Annotated in this window: 20 protein-coding genes and 1 riboswitch; of the genes, 8 read left to right on the forward strand and 12 right to left on the reverse strand. The window is 40.1% G+C overall.

Annotated features, from left to right (window positions below):
- Positions 1-2: 2 nt before the first annotated feature.
- From H7R46_RS17280 to H7R46_RS17300, 5 genes are all read right to left on the reverse strand, one after another.
- A complete protein-coding gene (locus H7R46_RS17280; protein ID WP_032012557.1) occupies positions 3-845 on the reverse strand; it encodes a hypothetical protein in 843 nt (280 codons plus the stop codon).
- 8 nt (positions 846-853) lie between these two features.
- Positions 854-1,621 (reverse strand): uroporphyrinogen-III synthase, encoded by a 768-nt coding sequence (locus tag H7R46_RS17285; protein ID WP_032012556.1) that lies wholly within the window; start codon positions 1,619-1,621, stop codon positions 854-856.
- Between the two features lie 3 nt (positions 1,622-1,624).
- On the reverse strand, positions 1,625-2,542 hold the full coding sequence (gene hemC, locus H7R46_RS17290) for a hydroxymethylbilane synthase (RefSeq protein ID WP_032012555.1): 918 nt from the start codon (positions 2,540-2,542) through the stop codon (positions 1,625-1,627).
- Between the two features lie 100 nt (positions 2,543-2,642).
- Positions 2,643-3,383, reverse strand: a complete 741-nt coding sequence (locus H7R46_RS17295; protein ID WP_032012554.1) for a LytR/AlgR family response regulator transcription factor — start codon at positions 3,381-3,383, stop codon at positions 2,643-2,645.
- 60 nt (positions 3,384-3,443) lie between these two features.
- On the reverse strand, positions 3,444-4,583 hold the full coding sequence (locus H7R46_RS17300) for a sensor histidine kinase (RefSeq protein ID WP_032012553.1): 1,140 nt from the start codon (positions 4,581-4,583) through the stop codon (positions 3,444-3,446).
- Between H7R46_RS17300 and argH the strand changes: the two genes are divergently transcribed.
- Both argH and H7R46_RS17310 read left to right on the forward strand, forming a co-directional pair.
- Positions 4,574-6,007 carry an argininosuccinate lyase gene (gene argH / locus H7R46_RS17305; protein ID WP_042783294.1) on the forward strand — a complete coding sequence of 478 codons (1,434 nt, stop codon included), beginning with the start codon at positions 4,574-4,576 and terminating at the stop codon, positions 6,005-6,007. The two genes, H7R46_RS17300 and argH, sit on opposite strands and share 10 nt — an antisense overlap.
- A gap of 9 nt (positions 6,008-6,016) precedes the next feature.
- A complete protein-coding gene (locus H7R46_RS17310) occupies positions 6,017-6,286 on the forward strand; it encodes an oxidative damage protection protein (RefSeq protein WP_032012551.1) in 270 nt (89 codons plus the stop codon).
- A gap of 305 nt (positions 6,287-6,591) precedes the next feature.
- Here H7R46_RS17310 and phoU read toward each other — a convergent pair whose 3' ends face one another.
- The 4 genes from phoU to H7R46_RS17335 form a co-directional block, all read right to left on the reverse strand.
- A complete protein-coding gene (gene phoU, locus H7R46_RS17315) occupies positions 6,592-7,314 on the reverse strand; it encodes a phosphate signaling complex protein PhoU (protein WP_000075183.1) in 723 nt (240 codons plus the stop codon).
- 105 nt (positions 7,315-7,419) lie between these two features.
- Positions 7,420-8,751: a TolC family outer membrane protein gene (locus H7R46_RS17320; protein WP_082247742.1), complete on the reverse strand. Its 1,332-nt coding sequence runs from the start codon at positions 8,749-8,751 to the stop codon at positions 7,420-7,422.
- Between the two features lie 95 nt (positions 8,752-8,846).
- On the reverse strand, positions 8,847-9,752 hold the full coding sequence (locus H7R46_RS17330; protein ID WP_032012548.1) for a DMT family transporter: 906 nt from the start codon (positions 9,750-9,752) through the stop codon (positions 8,847-8,849).
- A complete protein-coding gene (locus H7R46_RS17335) occupies positions 9,745-10,326 on the reverse strand; it encodes a TetR/AcrR family transcriptional regulator (protein WP_005079435.1) in 582 nt (193 codons plus the stop codon). Before H7R46_RS17335 ends, H7R46_RS17330 begins: the two co-directional genes overlap by 8 nt.
- 108 nt (positions 10,327-10,434) lie before the next feature.
- Here H7R46_RS17335 and H7R46_RS17340 point away from each other — a divergent pair, with 108 nt between their 5' ends.
- The 6 genes from H7R46_RS17340 (at position 10,435) to gluQRS (ending at position 16,905) form a co-directional block, all read left to right on the forward strand.
- On the forward strand, positions 10,435-11,517 hold the full coding sequence (locus H7R46_RS17340; protein ID WP_032012546.1) for a hypothetical protein: 1,083 nt from the start codon (positions 10,435-10,437) through the stop codon (positions 11,515-11,517).
- Positions 11,518-11,551: 34 nt separating this feature from the next.
- Positions 11,552-11,686, forward strand: a riboswitch (TPP riboswitch).
- A gap of 88 nt (positions 11,687-11,774) precedes the next feature.
- Positions 11,775-13,652 (forward strand): phosphomethylpyrimidine synthase ThiC, encoded by a 1,878-nt coding sequence (gene thiC / locus H7R46_RS17345; protein WP_002121180.1) that lies wholly within the window; start codon positions 11,775-11,777, stop codon positions 13,650-13,652.
- 75 nt (positions 13,653-13,727) lie between these two features.
- Positions 13,728-14,354: an NUDIX domain-containing protein gene (locus tag H7R46_RS17350; RefSeq protein WP_032012545.1), complete on the forward strand. Its 627-nt coding sequence runs from the start codon at positions 13,728-13,730 to the stop codon at positions 14,352-14,354.
- A gap of 4 nt (positions 14,355-14,358) precedes the next feature.
- Entirely contained in the window at positions 14,359-15,171 is an 813-nt protein-coding gene (gene cpdA / locus H7R46_RS17355) for a 3',5'-cyclic-AMP phosphodiesterase (protein ID WP_042783296.1), read from the forward strand.
- A gap of 211 nt (positions 15,172-15,382) precedes the next feature.
- Positions 15,383-15,919 carry an RNA polymerase-binding protein DksA gene (dksA, locus tag H7R46_RS17360; RefSeq protein ID WP_002121205.1) on the forward strand — a complete coding sequence of 179 codons (537 nt, stop codon included), beginning with the start codon at positions 15,383-15,385 and terminating at the stop codon, positions 15,917-15,919.
- 2 nt (positions 15,920-15,921) lie between these two features.
- Positions 15,922-16,905, forward strand: a complete 984-nt coding sequence (gene gluQRS, locus H7R46_RS17365; protein ID WP_032012543.1) for a tRNA glutamyl-Q(34) synthetase GluQRS — start codon at positions 15,922-15,924, stop codon at positions 16,903-16,905.
- Between the two features lie 53 nt (positions 16,906-16,958).
- On the opposite strand, the gene ftsW is transcribed toward gluQRS, so the two are convergent.
- The 3 genes from ftsW to H7R46_RS17380 all read right to left on the reverse strand — a co-directional run bounded on the left by ftsW (position 16,959) and on the right by H7R46_RS17380 (position 19,938).
- Positions 16,959-18,155: a putative lipid II flippase FtsW gene (gene ftsW, locus H7R46_RS17370; protein ID WP_005079447.1), complete on the reverse strand. Its 1,197-nt coding sequence runs from the start codon at positions 18,153-18,155 to the stop codon at positions 16,959-16,961.
- Positions 18,156-18,179: 24 nt separating this feature from the next.
- Positions 18,180-19,526, reverse strand: a complete 1,347-nt coding sequence (murD, locus tag H7R46_RS17375; RefSeq protein WP_032012542.1) for a UDP-N-acetylmuramoyl-L-alanine--D-glutamate ligase — start codon at positions 19,524-19,526, stop codon at positions 18,180-18,182.
- A gap of 160 nt (positions 19,527-19,686) precedes the next feature.
- Positions 19,687-19,938: a DUF6587 family protein gene (locus H7R46_RS17380; RefSeq protein WP_032005839.1), complete on the reverse strand. Its 252-nt coding sequence runs from the start codon at positions 19,936-19,938 to the stop codon at positions 19,687-19,689.
- Positions 19,939-19,955 lie beyond the last annotated feature (17 nt).

The following is a 19,955-nucleotide window of genomic DNA, read 5'->3' on the forward strand; positions in this document are numbered from 1 at the left end:
CCTTATGAGCCAATTAGCCCAAGTGTAGAGAGTTTAGGAACTGGCACCACAGATAAATGTGCCACTTTAGCAATACGTTTTTTTAACTGCTGACTGGTTGCATCAGGCATTTCATCTAACTTTTGCATCACAGATTGCAACTCATTTTGATACTCAGTCATTTTTCCTTGATTGAGTGCCTGTTCGGCAATTAACAATCTTAATTGCACTTCTTTAAGCACAACGCTTCGACTCATTAAATTAATAGACGGCGTTTCTACCTTTTCTATACGGAACCACTTTTTCCACCAAGACACAGTCTCGGATTGATCCATTTCAAGTTTAGGCTGGCTTAAGGCTTGTTGAATATTCTTATCAATGTTCTGTAATAAATCATCGATTAATTGATGGCGTTGATTTTGAGCCAAAGTAAACTGTTGAACTGCCTGCTTATCCTGCTCGAGCGATTGATTCAAGCTATGCTGCAATGCAGGAGCAATTTCATAGTGTACGAGCGATTGCTGTAACTGATTTAATTGATCAACTGCATAAATCAACTGCTGCTGATCAATCGCAAATTGAATTAAATCTAACTTTTGTTTAATTAAAACTGTAGGTGCAATACCTGTCGGTGGAGCATCTGGTTGAACTACTGAACTCGCTTTATTCCCTGTACTTACGGGTTGATTCTGCAACTGTCGCTGTAAAGCAACCAATTGATCATTTAAATTGGCATAGTGCTGTTCTGATTGCAGCAGACTTTGTTTAAGCTCGGGAACAGTACGAGAAATTTGCCACATATCGTAACTGAGCTTAGCCAACCAAGCTACGCCCAGTAAAATGATGATAGAAACAAGTTTTCTCATACGAATCCTTATAATGCCTGAATGTGATGAATCATCCCCGAAGGCGATAAATTTTCAAGTTGAATAATGTGAAAATGAGCCTGTTGCTGATCGCGATACTCTTTAACAATTTGAAAAAGACGAGGTCCTAAAACCAGATATACACCATCAGGTTGTACATTATTTTTTGAACAAAGCTCTAACCAATATTTCCAGCTCGCTTCACTGGTAATTAAGACGAGCCATTTATTTAAATTATAATTTGAATTCTGTGTCAGATGTTTGAATGTAGAATATGAAGTTTCTGGGCATTGCCGATGATATAGAACAAAATTTAAAATCTGAATTCCTTGTTGTTGCAAGGTCTCCATCATAAATTGGCGTCCACCTTCTCCCCGCCAAAAAGCCACACTACCCGTCTGTTGCATATTGTGCAGAATAGGCAGGTTCAACATTCCTTCAGAAGTTTCAACATCTGGGATATGTGCTTCTATTCCATATTCGTTTAGACAATTGGCTGTTGCTTGCCCTACCGCAATCCACTGAATATGTTTTAAGTCGCTAATTTTTAAACCGCTTTTTACTAAATACTCCATACCCAATTCAACAGCGGTTGGGCTGACGACAACAATAGCTTGCGCCTTGATTAATTGTTGGTAAAGCTGAAGTAAGTGTTCAGAAAAGGGTTTTGTAACGAGCTCTAAAAGGGGTAAAGACTCAACCTGATAACCTTCATTTTGCAAAGCTTCCGTTAATTCAGCTGCACGCGAATCAGGTCGAGTATTAATAAACAGCATGGTTTAGTAGAGGGCCTTTAATAGCTCGCCAGCACCTTGATCAAGTAAGTTTCGAGCAAGGTTTTCCCCCAATTGCTGAGCATTATTGGCTTCATCTGTTAGCTCAGCACGTAATAATGTTTGGCCATCAGGGCTTCCAACACGACCTTCGATATGGATTTGACCATTTTGCAGTGTGGCATAACCTGCAATTGGGACCTGACAACCGCCTTCAAGATAGGCATTAAATGCACGTTCAGCACGTACACAAACATCTGTTTCTTCGTGTAATAAAGGTTGAATTAAAGCCAATACATCTTGGTCAGCTGCACGACACTCTAAACCCAATGCACCTTGTCCCACAGCAGGCAAACTAACATCTGGTGTTAAACAATGACGGATACGTTCTGACAAACCTAAACGCTTCAAACCAGCACTGGCTAGAATAATTGCATCGTATTGACCTTCATCTAGCTTCGCCAAACGTGTGCCAACATTTCCACGCAAGTCAATAATTTGCAAATCAGGACGTTGTTTTAAAATCTGAGATTTTCGACGCAAGCTTGATGTACCGACTTTTGCACCTTGTGGTAAATCAGCGAATGTTTCAAAACGATTTGAAACAAAAGCATCTAACGGATCTTCACGCTCACAAATTACTGCTAAAGTTAAACCTTCAGGCAAAGCCATTGGGACATCTTTCATTGAATGTACGGCTAAGTCTGCACGCCCATCTAAAAGTGCTGCTTCTAATTCTTTAACAAACAGCCCTTTGCCCCCAATTTTTGCTAAAGGCGTATCTAAAATTTTATCGCCCTGCGTGACAAATTTAACCAGTTCCACCGTTAAATCAGGGTGAAGCCCCTCTAAACGGGCACGAATATGTTCTGCCTGCCAAAGAGCAAGTGGGCTTTGTCGTGTAGCAATTTTCAAGGTTTTCATAAATTCAAGCATGGGCTGGTCAAACAATACACCCTAAACTTAACTTGATCCCTTAAAATTGCAAGTAAAATCTCGCAAGTCCAAGATAACTCTTTTAAATTTAGAGCTGATGAATTCGCTCTCTAAGCGTAGACAAATGTCGACGGCTCACTGAAAGTCTTTCATCTAAGCCACGTAAACGAACCTGATATTGCCCAGAGCTAACGAGCTCTAGTCCATCTAAATATGTGACTGCAACTAAGGCATTTCGATGAATACGAATAAACTGATCTGCGAATTCGGTTTCAAGCTCTTTTAATGTTTCATCTATTAACACACTGCCATTTTTATGTCTCACAGTGACATATTTCTGATCGGCTAAAAAGTAATAGATATTTTCAACAGGAATCAGCTCAACACCACGATAGGTTTTTGCAGCAATTTGATGACGCTGTGTTTTTAAATCTTGTAAAAGCTCAGAATTTGGTAAGGCATTGAGCTGTGCTTGAGTAAGTTGCGTTAGTTGACTTAAAGCTTGCTCAAGTTCAACCGGATCAATCGGTTTAAGAAGATATGCTTGAACCTGGGCTTTAAAAGCTTCCAATGCATGCTGATCGTAGGCGGTACAAAATACAATTGCAGGTCGAGGATTTAGCTGACTTAACTGTTCTGCACAGACAAGCCCATTCATACCTGGCATTTGAATATCAAGTAAGATTACATCCGGTTGATGAAGCCGTGCCTGTTCCAAGGCCTCCTGTCCATGATGAGCCGTCGATACAACCTCATGTCCCATCTTTGAAACTAAACGTGATAAACGCTCCACTGCAAGTGGTTCATCATCACAAATTAGCACCTTCATTCATCCTCCTTGTCACCGTTAACTTGGTCCATTTTTTTATGGTTAACTCTGACTGACTTATTATTTTGTTTGATATTGATAGCTCATAATAGTGGTATATAAAGCTTCACCTTTATAAACCTGAAATCTAACGGTGTTCCCATAATACGCTTTCAGGCGCTGCTTAACATTTTCAAGAGCGATTCCATGCCCTTTCCGTGAATTTATTGTATCGTCTGTATATGGGTTGGTAATGACTATACTGACCTGATTTTGCAATATTTCAACCAATACCCCTATGGTTGCTTTACCCATCATTGGTTCTACCCCATGAAAAATACTATTCTCTAACAAAGGTTGTAATGTCAATAAAGGAATAGTGATCTGTTTTAATTGCACAGGAGAAAGCTCGATCTTCCAATCTACTTTTAAACGTTCTCCCAAACGGACCTGTTCAATCATTAAATATTGTTTACTCAGCTCGATTTCTTCATGCAGACTCACCAATTTTAATTCTTGGAAACTTGCTCGAAATAAACGCGACAAACTAATGAGCATGCTTTCTGCTTTATCTGGATCTATCGCAATTAAACTCACCACATTATTTAAACTATTAAATAAGAAGTGAGGGTGAATTCGTGCTTGCATGGCCTGAATACGGGCATTTAATTCGGCATATTGCTGATGCAACCATTGTTCCCTGACATATAAATAACGTAAGCAAAAAGCCCCGAGTAATATTCCATAGCTTAGATATAAAGATACATTGGTAAAATAAACACTCCAGCCCTGCGTTAAAGAAGCATGTTTATTTAAAAGACCAAACTGAAAAAAATTACTCATCAAAGTGGTTAAAACAACAATACTTTGCAGCATGACAAAACCAATAGCCAAAGCAAATTCTTGACGCAAGCTGCTAAAAAAACCTTGAAAGCGTTCAACCAATGCAAAAAAGGACAATATTACCCAGTTAATAAAAACGATGTATTGAAAAAGCCTTCCCCCGCTTAAGGCTTGCCAAGACTGTGCTTCAGCCAATGCCAAAACCAGTGCCAAAACATTACTTGCGATAATTAATTCGAATAAGTGTTGCCAACGCCCGCTTTTCGTAAAAAAATAGGAGGAATTTTGATTTCGGTATGCTGTAGGAAACAACTTTGTTTGTTGAGCTTCGGCAAGTGATATACTCTTTTTTATTTTACTGAGCCACCATGACCACATCTTCAAATCCCCCTAATTCAGTAACCCCAGACCAAACCTCAGGTATGTGGGGTGGTCGTTTTTCTGAAGCGACGGACGCTTTTGTAGCCGAATTTACCGCCTCTGTTCAGTTTGACCAACGTTTTTATAAGCAAGACATCGCTGGTTCGATTGCGCATGCTACCATGCTTGCGAAAGTTGGCGTACTCACAGAAGCAGAACGCGATGACATTATTGAAGGTTTAAGCACCATTCGCTCAGAAATTGAGGCTGGAAACTTTGAGTGGCGCATCGATCTTGAAGATGTTCACATGAACATTGAATCACGTTTGACTCAACGTATTGGCATTACAGGTAAAAAATTACACACAGGCCGTAGCCGTAACGATCAGGTTGCAACTGATATTCGTCTTTACCTGCGCGACGAAATTGATGATATTTTAAAATTATTAGAACGTTTACAAAAAGGCTTGTTAGGCTTGGCTGCCAAAAATGTAAATACGATTATGCCGGGCTTTACACACCTACAAACCGCTCAACCAGTAACTTTTGGTCATCACTTGTTAGCATGGTTTGAAATGTTGGTACGTGACACTGAACGTCTTCAAGACTGCCGTAAACGTGTTAACCGTATGCCACTTGGTTCTGCCGCTCTTGCTGGTACAACTTATCCAATTGACCGCGCATATACAGCAGAACTTTTAGGTTTTGAAGCTGTATCTGAAAACTCTCTTGATGCTGTATCTGACCGTGACTTTGCCATCGAATTTAATGCTGCTGCAGCACTTATTATGATGCATTTATCACGTATGTCAGAAGAGCTCATTCTTTGGACTTCTGCACAGTTCAAATTTGTGAATATTCCTGACCGCTTCTGTACTGGTTCTTCAATCATGCCACAGAAGAAAAATCCGGATGTTCCAGAACTTATTCGTGGTAAATCTGGCCGTGTATTTGGTGACTTAATTAGCTTACTTACGCTCATGAAAGGTCAACCATTGGCGTACAACAAAGATAACCAAGAAGACAAAGAACCTTTATTTGATGCAATCGATACGGTTCGTGGTTCACTGATGGCATTTGCAGACATGATTCCTGCATTGGTTCCAAATATTGAAATCATGCGTGAAGCTGCTCTTCGTGGATTCTCAACTGCAACCGATCTTGCTGACTACTTAGTGAAAAAAGGCGTTGCATTCCGTGATGCGCATGAAATTGTAGGTAAAGCTGTTGGATTAGGTGTTGCGGAAGAAAAAGATTTATCCGAACTCACACTTGAGCAATTACAGCAATTCTCTGACTTAATTACAGCAGATGTGTTTGACAAAGCCTTAACTCTAGAAGCTTCTGTAAATGCTCGTGATCATATTGGTGGAACTTCTCCAAAACAGGTTGAAGCTGCAATTGCGCGTGCCCATACACGTTTAGAACAGTTATACGCTTAAGGATAAAACATGAGTCGCCAAGTATTTTGCCTTAAATATCAAAAGGAAATGGAAGGTTTAGACTTCGCTCCTTTCCCAGGTGCTAAAGGCCAAGATTTTTTTGAAAATGTTTCTAAGCAAGCATGGCAAGAATGGTTACAACACCAAACTACGCTAATTAATGAAAAGCGTTTAAATGTGTTTGAACCAGAGGCTAAAAAGTTTCTGGAAGAACAACGTGAAAAGTTCTTTAACAATGATGAAAGTGTAGAAAAAGCTGAAGGCTGGAAACCAGAATAATCGGTTTGTTTTAGCTTTATCATCATTAAAAAGGTGGGTCTATATACATAGATCCGCCTTTTTTTACGTGAAACTTACACAAACATAAAAAGCCTTACATAGAGCGCACAGGACTCTACATGACATCAAAAAGCGAAGAACTTAATATCACTCTATAGCAAGAAGAACACGATCCCTGTCGTGTTTATGCACTTGATTTTCTGTCCTGAACTTCCCCCCAAAGTTCGGGACATTTTTTTATCTATTATTTTTAAAAATAAAAAGGCCTTGTTTGAAACAAGGCCTTTAAATATTTCAGCTCAAGATTACTTTTCGTGGACTTTGGCTTCAATTTCTTCAATTTTGGTATGACGAGCATCAAAGCCTTTCGCCATATAAATCACTTGCTCAGCAATGTTACGTGCATGATCGCCAATACGCTCTAATGAACGTAAAACCCACATGACATTAATCACACGAGCAATATGGCGCGGGTCTTCAATCATATAGGTCATTAATGTACGTGTTGCTGATTGATATTCACGGTCAATGTCAGCATCCGCTAAAAGTACACGTAAAGCTTGATCTGCATCTAAACGTGCAAAAGCGTCAAGTGCATCATGAATCATGACACGAACTTGGTTACCAATATGACGTGTTTCCATGTAGCCACGCGGTGACCCGCCCTCTTCACACAGATTTTGTGCAATACGGGCAATTTTTGCAGCTTCATCACCAATACGCTCAAGGTCAGTATTGGCTTTGCTCATGGCAATAACCATACGCAAATCAATCGCTGCCGGATGACGACGCGCCAAAATTAATGTTAAGCCTTCATCAATATCACGTTCATATTGATTGACTGCATTATCTTTAAATTGAACATCAATCGCTAAATTTGCGTCAGTATCAAGTAAAGAATGAATTGCATTTGCAACCTGCTGTTCGACCAAGCCACCCATGGTCATAAACTTTGTGTTTACATCTTGCAAATCTTCATTAAATTGAGAAGAAATATGATGGCTTAACACCGGATTACTCGGACTCAAGGGAAGCCTCCAACATGATGGCGCGGGAATAAAATGATTGAGCATTAAAACACAGCAATCATTAAGTTTTTATGACAAAATTAAATTTCAGATAAAAGCTTTTAATTACTGATAAGTTAACCAGCTATTAAGCTCAACCAGATCTTTTTCACCTAACTGGCCTACCGCAGCTTTTAAACGAAGCACATTCAATAAATAGTCATACTGAGCATTAAGATAATCCTGTTTTGCAGAAAAAGCATTACGCTGCGCCAATAAAACATCAACCATACTTTTTAAGCCTTCGTTATAACTCGCTTTTGAAGCTTGAGAAACTAAAGAAGATGAATCCATTGCAGCCTTTCTTGCTTCAAGTTTGGCTTGATCTGTGTCTACCTGCATAAATGCACTTTTCACATCGACATTGGCACGGCGGATGGCTGTATCAAGTTGTGCCTGCGCTTTACTGGCTTCTACAGTGGCTTTTTTAATTGATGTTCGAGTGCGCCCGCCATTAAATAGATTCCAGTTCATTTCTACCCCAACCTGATCAAATTTTCCGTCAGTCGAAATAAGAGTCTCTGGGGTCTGTTTGGTATAACCATAGCTCGCCACAGCATCTATTTGAGGATAAAGTGCTGCCTTTTCTACACGGCGCTGGTCTTCACTATATTTTTGCTGTAAACGGGCTTGCTGGATCTTTAAGTTTTTTTGCTGCGCCAAAGAAAGCCAGTCATTAAGTTCTGCTGGATAAGGCTTTTGAAAACTAAAATCACTACGCAGTACAGCGAGTTTATCTTGATAAGAACCAATATATTCAGAAAGTTGCTCTTGGGCTAAAAGTAATTGAACATTGGTAGAAATACGATTGGCTCTGGCATTTTGATATTGAGCATTTGCTTCACTTACATCACTACGTGCCACCAACCCTTCTTTGAGTTTGGCATTCATCATATTAAGCTGCTCAAGCAAAGCCTTTTCTTCTTGTAAGTATGCAACACTAAGTGCCTGCTGACGCAACACATTAAAATAGGCTTCTGCCACATTTAAAACATGATCTTGTTTTTGTAGTCTTAAAGTGATTTCACTTAAGGCAACCGAAGTTTTAACTTGCTTATAACCTTCCCAAGCATCCATTCGAAATAATGGCTGACGTGCAGTGAGAGTGGCTTGTCGAGTCGTTGATGTATTACTTACCAAAGCATCTGACAGGCCTTCTTGATCAACACCCGGAAAGTTTGAACGTTTTACAGTTTGTCGATTACGAGTAATGTTTCCAGACAATGTGACAGTGGGTAATAATGCCCCTGTTGCCAAGCCTAAATTAAGTTGATCTGCTTCAAATTGTTGTTGATTGGCTTGCCACGTTGGGTCATTTTGTTTTGCGCGCTCATAAGCTTCAACCAAATCTAGAGCAAAACTCGAAGATGCAAAACTCCAAAGGCCAACAGCGACCATTAATTTTATTTTCATTGTTCAAATCAACGATAAAACTTGCCTTTAAGACTAAGAAAAATTCAAATCAAACTCAAGCCATTAAAAGTTTTAGTTTTTTAAGCGTTCTTAGTTTTTGACAATATTAAAATACAAATAAAAATCAAAAACATGCCTATCCAACCTACCCATGAAACATGCTCGCCAACCAAAACAATCGCAAAAATCGCAGCGACTAAAGGTTCGAATAAAGTTAGGGTGGTCGCTTTGCTGGCATTTACTGTTTTTAGACCAAATCCAAAAAGCAAATAACCTAAAAACATAGGAATCAGCATCATATAGCCAGCTACAAGTAAATTGGTTGAGCTTTGTAGTAACCCTCCACCTGTAATCAACAAAGTAGGAAGCAAAATAACCGCTCCACCTCCCATAATCATGCCCATTGCAGCTTTAGCAGCAACACCCCGATCTATTAATCTTTTCGCGGCCCATGAATAAAGCGAATAAGTTGTAGCAGCGACCAGCCCAAGAAAAATACCGAAGAATTTATTCCATTGATTTGTACTCTCTTGGACCGCATGACTTTCGCCCATCGACAACATACTTACACCAAGCACACCGCACACAAAACTTAGAAACCAGATAGCCGATAAAGCTTTGCGATCAAAGAATCGTTCTAAAATTGCTGCGATTAGTGGAGCAGTACCAATTGAAACCACGGTGCCAATCGTAATGCCCGCATAATGCATTGAGGAATAAAAAGCCAAAGGATAAATACCCACCGCCGCTATGCCTAAAAGCAGTATTGAAATATTTTCCCTTATAAACTGGCGGTTTTCCCGTATTGCTCGTGATGCAACCAAAGCTTGTAAAAGGCCTCCACCGCCCATCGCTACAGCGCCAATAGCAAGTGGGCCAAGTGTCGGTGCAAATGCTGCCGCCGTACCTGTTGTTCCCCACAAAACAGAAGCAACCAAAATCGCAATTGTGCCTCCATAGCTACTATTTTTAATGAGGCTAATCATGTGGACATTCTCTATTTAAAATGTCTTCTGCCATTTGTTTTGCTAATAGAAGTTGACGACTGTTTCCTTCTAAGCCTGCTCGTGCCATAGAACCCTCTAAAAGAAAAGAAAGCTGGGTGGCTACATAGTTAACGCGCTGTGACTCTGGGATTAGTTTTTTTAAATGCTCAGCAACAATAGCCTCCACTTCTTCTTTATGCTGCCTTACCGAACTTCTCCCTGTACTATTGGCCGGAAACTCAGCCGCAGCATTCAATAAACCACAACCTCGAAAGCCTTTTTCGTAGGCAAATTCCGCATGGTCTTGATAGGCATCAAATACGGCCAAGATGGCTTCTTTAGCTGTTTTTATTTTTTCTAAACGCTTTTGGTAGAGATCAAGCCACTCTTGATGGCGTGCAGCAATGTAGGCATCGACAAGCTCACCTTTTGAAGAAAAATTATTATAAAGCGACATCTTCGCAACATCTGCTTTAGCCGTAACTGAGTTAATTCCAGTTGCAGTAATGCCATCGTTATAAAACAAAGTTGAAGCGGCATCGAGAATTTTCTGTCTTGCTGTTTTATCATTCATAATTTTTTAATTAAGTAGACCGACCTACCTAATAATAAAGATTTCTAACAATGATGCAATCTTTTTAAGCGTTATAATTTGAGCAATATTAATTTCTATAAAAGTACAATGATGAAAAAAGTTCTAATAATGAGTATGTGCGGTGCACTACTTTTAGCTGGATGTAATAAAACATCAGAGCAAGATCAGGCTGTATCTAAAGAGCAAAAACCAACTGAGCAAAAGGCCACTCAAAAACAAGACAGTAGCTGCTTACAAATTATGGTAGCTATGCACACGATTAATCAAAACAGCAAAATAGAAGACTTAAATCAAATTAATGAAAAGCTTAAAACCTGTGTTCCCTCTTTAAAAAATCATGAGCAGCTTAAGCTGATTGATGCATCAACTGCCATGTATCAACGTTTTCTAAAACAAGACTACACTGAAAAAACAGGTAGAGCTTTTGAAGCATTTGGCTATGCCGTTTTAGAACACAAACAAGATCTTAAAAAGGTCATCCAAACTCAAAAAAAACTCTTCGCCCAACTGAGCCCGCGTGATCAATATTTACTTCAACATGAAGGCCAAGCCTACATTGAACTCCTTTATCAAGGCGAAGGCATGTTTACCTATCGACGCCAGCCAAGCTATTTAGTTGACGTTTTTTCTAAGTCCTTACCCGCGGACCAAAAAGAGTTTTTAACTCGTATGGCGAAAGACAATCAAGATATTTTTTATAACGATGGTGCTTTGGCTATTTCATGGAAAGAGCTCACTGAACGCGCATTATTTTGGGAAAATTTTATTCAGAAATATCCAAAGAGCCACTTTATTAATGATGCAAAACTACTGTTTAATGAATATCGCTATTTTATTTTCTTTGGGCTAGATAACACACCAGTGTCAGATGAATATGCGCCAAACACATGGTTTGATAAAGATGCGCTTCAGCAAATTCGGTTTCTCTCTACACAAAATGAGTCGAGTTTAGCCAAACCTGCTCAACTTTTTCTTAAGTTTATTGCCACGCCTGTAGAGGAACGCAATAAGCAATTTAAAATAGATTTAACTGATAAAAATGGCAATAAAAAATCAAATTATCAAATGACTCATGAACAACTTGAGCAGCTCTTAAAATTTGATTCGCCATGGAACACGGAAGTCTATCGTGACTGCCATATGGATGCGGTTTGTATAGATACAAATTGACAATGCCAGCCAACCTAAAACATGTTAGTCTGTAAATCGCTTGACGGAGCGCGAGTAATAGCTCGCTGAGATTGTGTAAATTCCGTGTTATCGCAACACCAGTTTGATCACAAGTACCGTTGAACCTGATCAGGTTAAGACCTGCGTAGGAATCAAGCCATCTGAAAACTTAAGCCTTAAATTTATCTAGTAAAGATAAATCCGCCATCGTTTTTGGTCGTGCTTGATTCGTTGATGTTATTCATAAGGATCATGTGATGAACCAGTTAACGAATCTTTCTTCTGCTGAAATTTCAGCACAACATGAACAAGATGCAAAAGATTTAACTCGCATCTTACCCGCTTCTAAAAAAGTTTATATTGAAGGCTCTCGCCCTGACATTCAGGTTCCAATGCGGGAAATTTCTTTAACCGACACCCCTACCGGTCTTGGCGGTGAACATAACCCTCCTGTTATGGTATATGACACTTCAGGTGTTTATACCGACCCAAATGTTCAAATTGATTTAGACAAAGGTTTACCTTCAGTTCGCCAAAACTGGATTGAAGAACGTAACGATACTGACGTACTTTCTGGCTTGACCTCAAAATTTGGTCAGGAACGTTTAAAAGACATCCGTACCGCTGATATTCGTTTTGCCCATATTCAGAATCCACGCCGTGCTAAAGCAGGCAAAAATGTCACTCAAATGCACTATGCCAAGCAAGGTATCATCACACCTGAAATGGAATATATTGCAATTCGTGAAAATCAACGCCAGCGTGAAGGTGTTGATATGCGTCAACATGCTGGTCAGAATTTTGGTGCAAAAAACTTAAAAGAAATTACACCTGAATTTGTTCGCCAAGAAGTTGCTGAAGGTCGTGCGATCATTCCTGCCAACATTAACCATCCAGAACTTGAGCCAATGATTATTGGTCGTAATTTCTTGGTTAAAATTAATGCCAACATTGGTAACTCAGCGCTTGGTTCTTCAATTGATGAAGAAGTTGCAAAAATGACTTGGGCAACCCGTTGGGGTGCCGACACCATTATGGATTTGTCGACAGGTAAAAACATTCATGAAACACGTGAATGGATTATTCGTAACTCACCTGTTCCAATCGGGACCGTACCTATTTATCAAGCGCTTGAAAAAGTTGATGGTGTTGCAGAGGATCTGACTTGGGAAATCTTCAAAGACACACTAATTGAACAAGCTGAACAAGGTGTTGACTACTTCACTATTCACGCAGGTGTATTACTTCGCTATGTGCCACTTACAGCAAACCGTTTAACAGGTATTGTGTCGCGTGGTGGTTCAATCATGGCGCAGTGGTGTCTAGCGCATCATGAAGAAAACTTCTTATACACTCATTTCGATGAAATCTGTGAAATCATGAAAGCTTATGACGTTTCATTTAGCTTAGGTGATGGCTTACGTCCGGGCTGTATCCAAGATGCAAATGACGAAGCACAGTTCAGCGAACTAAAAACATTAGGTGAACTGACTCACCGTGCATGGGAACATGATGTTCAAGTCATGATTGAAGGCCCTGGTCACGTACCAATGCACATGATTAAAGAAAACATGGACCTTCAGCTAGAAGTGTGTAAAGAAGCGCCATTCTATACACTTGGGCCATTAACAACAGATATCGCTCCGGGGTATGACCACATTACCTCTGCAATTGGTGCAGCCATGATTGGCTGGTACGGCACAGCAATGCTTTGCTATGTCACACCGAAAGAGCATTTGGGTCTACCAAACAAAAAAGATGTTAAAGACGGGATTATTACCTACAAGCTTGCAGCACATGCCGCCGATCTTGCGAAAGGACATCCAGGTGCACAGGTACGTGATAATGCCTTATCAAAAGCACGTTTTGAGTTCCGTTGGGATGATCAGTTCAACTTAAGTTTGGACCCTGATACAGCACGTAGTATGCACGATGAAACCTTACCAAAAGAGGCTCATAAATCTGCACACTTCTGCTCAATGTGTGGTCCAAAATTCTGTTCAATGAAAATCACTCAGAATGTACGCGACTATGCCAACAACCTCACCAATAACGATTCGGAGGTTGAAGAAGGCCTCAAAGCGATGAAAGAGGTTTATCAGGAGCAAGGTCAAAAACTGTATCATAAAGTGTAAATATTCAAAAAAAACACTTGCCTAGCCCTGATTCTCGGTTAGGATGAAATAAATAGATTTCGTCCTGACCGAATCATGAGTATTGTTGAACGTCCAAGTTATACATCTAAAGATGTCGAAGTAACATCACGTGAATCTCTATTCCGTGGTTTTATTCAAGTTGAAAAAGTCAGCCTTCGACATCGTCTATTTAATCAACCTGAATATACTCATGTATTGCAGCGTGAACTCGTTCATCGGCCTGAAGCAGCGGGTATCCTACTCTACAACGATCAAAAACAACAGTTTGCACTGATTGAACAGTTCCGTGTTGGGGCTTTAGATGACTCTCACTCCCCATGGCAGCTAGAAATAATTGCAGGTGTGTTAGATGGTGATGAATCACCAGAAAGTTGTATTCGACGAGAGAGCCTTGAAGAATCAGGTTGCGAAGTTCAAGATCTAGAGCATCTATTTAGCTTTTACCCGTCAGCTGGTGCTTGCTCAGAGTTATTTCATCTCTATGTTGCCGAAACTGAATTACCCGCTGAAGGGGGTGTATTTGGCGTAGATGATGAGGGGGAAAATATTCAATTACACTTATTTAATTATAGTGAAATCCAGACTCTACTCGACAGCGGACGTTTAAGAAATGCTCCTGTCATTATGGCATTACAATGGCTGGCCCAACACAGCAAAACGATAATAAACCCGAAGAGGTAGGACGGTGACTTTTCAAGTCTCAACACTTTCACAAAAAGACCATGTCATTATACAAATTACCGATACCCACCTATTGGAGTATCCGCATTTAGAATTTGTGGGTATGAATCCTGAAGAAAGCTTTCATGCCATTATTCAACAAATACTTAATAAACATCCTGAAATTGATGCAATTATCCATACTGGGGACCTAGCTCAGGCACCAATGCCTATTACTTACAAACGTTATATTCAATATATGCAAACCTTGGGGCTGCCCTTTTTTCAGACCTTAGGTAATCATGACAATGTTGACCATTTTCCGTTGCATAAAGAGAATCATCAGGAACCTGTAGTTATTTGCTTAGGGAACTGGCGGGTTATTTTATTAAATAGTGCGGTAAAAGGTCATATTGATGGACATCTATCAGAAGAACAGCTAGACAGCTTAACGAATTTACTCGAAGAGTTTGCAGACAACCCGATTTTGCTAGCTTGTCATCACCATCCTTTTGCCATGAAATCAAAATGGATTGATCATCACAAACTACAAAATTCTAATGCTTTGCTTACTACCTTGGCTCCATTTAAAAATGTAAAAGCTTTAGTCTGCGGGCATGTTCATCAGGACTCAATAAACACTTGGCAAGGGATCGAATTTTTCTCGACTCCATCAACAAGTGTGCAGTTTAAACCGTTTAGTAATGATTTTGCTTTAGATCAAAATGCTCCCGGCTACCGTTACATTCGTCTAAAAAACGATGGTAGTTTTGAAACAGAAGTCTTCCGTCTTGAAAATTTTCAAGGCCATATAAACACTGATATTTCAGGCTATTAGCCCTATTTCTTATATGCTTATATATAATTATGACTGGGGTAAACACGTTTTGAAAATATTTACGGGTCGGAATGACTATCATCTTGCAGGAAAAATCTATATGATGACGACCCGATGGGAAAATCCCATCGATGGTTTTCTATAAAAACACTTGCATATCACCATATTTTTTGCGTATAGATAATACGTGTATGATGAGGAATGCCCTATTATGGCGAATGACAACCACAACCAAGTTTTGGATGAACATACAGAAGTTGTAGTGGAAGGTGACAAAGCTTCTGCAAAACGTGCACGTAAAGTGAAACCTAAAACTTCTGACATAGGCACAACTGCAAGTTTATTTGGTATTGCACCTTATCAACCTAAGAAAAATGAAGAGTACATGTCTGAAGGACAGCTCGAGCATTTCCGACAAATTCTGCAAGCATGGAAAGCTGAATTAATGTCTGAAGTTGATCGTACTTTAAATACGATGCAAGACGAATCAACTGCACTGCCAGATGTAAACGACCGTGCTACCCAAGAAGAAGAATTTGCAATTGAATTACGTACACGTGACCGTGAACGTAAGTTAATTCGTAAAATCGAACAATCTATGGAAGCTATTAAGAATGAAGACTACGGTTTCTGTGAAACTTGTGGTATTGAAATCGGCTTACGTCGTTTAGAAGCACGTCCAACTGCAACTTTATGTATTGATTGCAAAACTTTGGCAGAAATCAAAGAGAAGCAAAATAACGGTTAATTGTGACTGTTGATAATTCTCCAGCCGAGCACAACTCGGCTCTTGCGCAGCAGTTAAATCGCCTGCCAGAAAAGCATAGCTTTTCTCTTGCGCAGCGGCGGAACAATGTTCCGCTTAATCGCTGTTCATACTCAGGTCGGTTTGCGCCATCGCCAACCGGCCCTTTGCATTTTGGATCACTCATTACTGCTGTTGCCAGCTATTGCGATGCAAAAGCCCATCAAGGCAAATGGCTCGTTCGTGTTGAAGATACAGATATCCCTCGTATTTATCCCGGCAGTGAAGAGCATATTCTCACATCACTTGAAGCCTTCCAGTTCGAACCCGATGCAGAGATCATCTTTCAAAAAAATCGTTTAGACATTTATGAAAGCGTATTAGACCAACTCAAAAAAGAAGGTCTTATCTATGCATGTCAATGTACCCGCAAAATGCTTGGTTCAAATGCAATCTATGCAGGTACTTGCCGCGATCTCAATCTTGATTTTCAAGGTCAAGCGATTCGGGTAAAAGTTCAAGATCAGCAGATCTGTTTTGATGACCAATTACAAGGACATCATTGCTCCAATCTACAACACGATCTTGGAGATTTTGTTCTTAAGCGCCGTGATGGGATTATTAACTATCAACTTGCGGTCGTCGTGGATGATTATCTACAAGGTATTACCCATGTCGTTCGAGGTGCAGACTTATTAGATAACACTGAACGTCAGATCTGGTTAAGCCAGCTTCTAGGTTATCCTCAACTAAGCTATATGCACCTTCCCCTTGCCATGAATGACCAAGGACAAAAGCTCTCTAAACAAAATCTAGCTCAAGCACTCGATTTATCAAAAGCACCTGAATTACTTCAAAAAGCGATACTAGCCTTGGGACAACCCAACGTTGATTTAGATCAACCTAGACTGATGCTCAAACAAGCTGTAGCACAGTGGAATGTTGATTTGATTCCCCATGAGCAAGAGCTCAGCGGAACATATCTATAAATAATAAAAAAGCCCGATATCAAATCGGGCTTTTTAAACTTCTAAATACTCAATTAGAAGTTCGACTCTTCTCGTTCTGGATTGACTTCTTGTGTTGATGCATCAATCTTTAAGATTAAGCTAATCATCGCAGCACACATCATTAAAGACGTACCACCATAACTAATGAATGGCAAAGTCAAACCTTTCGTCGGCATTAAGCCCATATTCATGCCCGCATTTACTAAAATCTGGAGCAGGAAAATAATACTAATGCCGTAAGCTAAATAGCCTGCGCGAAGGTAATGATGTTTCAAGGCACGGTGACCAATTTTGATACAACATGCCAGCATCAAGAAAGACAAGCCAATAACAATAGAAATACCCACAAAGCCAAACTCTTCACCTAGCACTGCCAACATAAAGTCAGTATGCGCTTCAGGTAAATAAGATAGTTTTTGTACACTATGCCCTAAGCCTGTACCAAACCATTCACCACGGCCAAAAGCCATTAATGCATTTGATAACTGATAACCTACACCTAATGGATCTGCCCATGGGTCAGTAAATGAAATCAAACGTTGGAAACGGTAGGGTTCAAATAAGATCAAAAACACAATACCTGTGACAATCGCACCAAGCATGATTAAGAACTGAGTTGGCGGCGCGCCCGCTAAAAAGAACACACCAACCATCATCATGACAATAACGACTGTTGCCCCTAAGTCAGGCTCAGCAATAATTAAACCGACCGTGATTGCCATTACCCCACTTAAACGCAATAAGCCTTTCCAATGAGTACGAACCTCTTTGGCTCGGCGCACAACGTAGTCTGCGGTAAAGATCGCCATCATGACTTTGGCAACCTCGGTTGGCTGCAAGGTAAAGCCACCAATCTTAATCCAACGTGTAGAACCGTTGACTTCCGAACCCACCACCAAAGCAGCAAGCAACAGAACCATGGTTAATAACCACAGCGGGAAGGTATTTTTAAACCACGTATTAAGTGATATTCGATAGGTCAAATAAGCCACTACACCCGCAGCGACAATCGAAATACCATGACGAATCACATAGTGAAACGGGTTTTCATGCATATATTCAGCATAGGGCATCGAAGCAGATGCAACCATCACTGAACCGATACATAATAATGCAACGACACAGAAAATCAGGACATTACGTGGCGTCACTTCCGCTGGCCATTTAGGCAATATCCGTTCATACCAATGATTGATTTTCTGGATTGTGGTCTGAGCTAAGCCTGCCATACTACATTCCTAATCATGTTTTCTTTAAACCAACGAATTGACGCAGGCAACAAACTGCTGACCACGGTCATTATAACTTTTAAACATATCAAAACTTGCACATGCTGGTGATAACAACACCACATCTTCGGCCTGTGTTTCACGTTGAGACAGCTCTACAGCTTCTTTAAGCGTTGCTGCATGTAAAATTTTGGTTGCGCCTTGAATGGCTTGTTCAATCACCGGAGCATCCTCACCAATCAATACCACAACTTTGGCATATTTTTCGATAGAAGAACGTAATGGACCAAAATCCTGACCTTTACCTTGCCCACCTAAAATCAAGGCAACCTTACCTTTTTTAACCTCAATTGCAGCGCCTAATCCATCAATCGCTGCAAGCGTAGCGCCAACGTTTGTACCTTTAGAATCATTGTAATAACGTACATCATGCACAGTCTTTACATATTCACAGCGATGCTCTAAGCCTTTAAATTGTTTTAAGGTTTCAAGCATAGATTCCATAGGCAGGCCTATTGCCTCACCTAATGCGAGACAAGCTAAAGCATTTGCTACGTTATGCATGCCTTGAATATATAAATCTGAGCTTTTAATTAAACGCTGTAAACCACGCGCAAGCCAAAGCGTGCCATCGCCATCTCTTAAAACACCATATTGATTTAAATCTGGTGCATTTAAACCAAAGCTTTGCATTGGTGTGGTATCTGGAACAAGAGGACGACTTAAAGCATCATCACGGTTAAATACTACTTTTTTAACGCCTTGGAAAATACGGTGTTTTGCTTGATGGTAACCCAACATATTGCCGTGACGATCTAAGTGGTCTTCACTCATATTGAGAACCACAGCAACTTCAGCATTTAAGTGAGACGTGGTTTCTAGCTGAAAACTTGATAGCTCAAGTACAATTAACTCAGGTTGATCTTTTAATAAATCTAGAGCCGGACGTCCAAGATTGCCACCCACGGCAACTTTCTTACCCGCATCTTTAGCCATTAAGCCAATTAAAGTCGTTACTGTACTTTTAGCATTAGAGCCAGTGATCGCCACAATAGGCACATCGGTTGCACGGCGTAATAATTGAATATCACCTACCACAGAAACACCTTTAGCAATAGCTGACTGAATTTCCGGTAATTGCGGTGCAAGGCCTGGGCTTAAAATAATTTCTTCTGCTTGTAATAATAATTCTTGGTCAAGTTGACCAAAACTGGTTTTAACGCCAGCTGGGATCTGATCATGCCCTGGTGGCGTGGGACGAGAGTCTGTTACTGCAACTTGGTAGCCTTGTTCATGCAGGAAATTTACAGCAGAAACGCCTGATATTCCCAAGCCTGCTACAACTTTTAACCCACCACGTTGTATTAACATTTTTGCCCCACAATTTATCAATCGACAGAATGGCAAAAATGTTAGCACTTTGCTGTTTTGAATGCTTTTTCAGTTTGAACTTTATTCATCTTTTTTTGTGTCAGTGCGTAAAAAAGCCATCAATATGATGGCTTTTTAAACGAAACAAGAAATACTAAATTTATTGCCATTTAATCGGCTTAATTTCTTGAACTGTATTGGTAGGTTTATCTTCGCTTGAACATCCACAACCGCCAGCACAACCAAAGGCCATTTTCGGTTTAAGCCATTTTGCCAAGGTTACCCAACCTTGCTTTTCGCAAAATGCAGAGAGTGAAGAAAAGACTGAATTTGCTGTTTTTGGAAATACTTTCTTAAAAACAACTACAGCACTCCAAATCACTAAAACCGCAATAATCAGATATTGAACCATATACAACCTCCTTTATT

Source organism: Acinetobacter sp. BEC1-S18-ESBL-01 (genome assembly GCF_014169935.1).
Taxonomy (GTDB): domain Bacteria; phylum Pseudomonadota; class Gammaproteobacteria; order Pseudomonadales; family Moraxellaceae; genus Acinetobacter; species Acinetobacter pittii.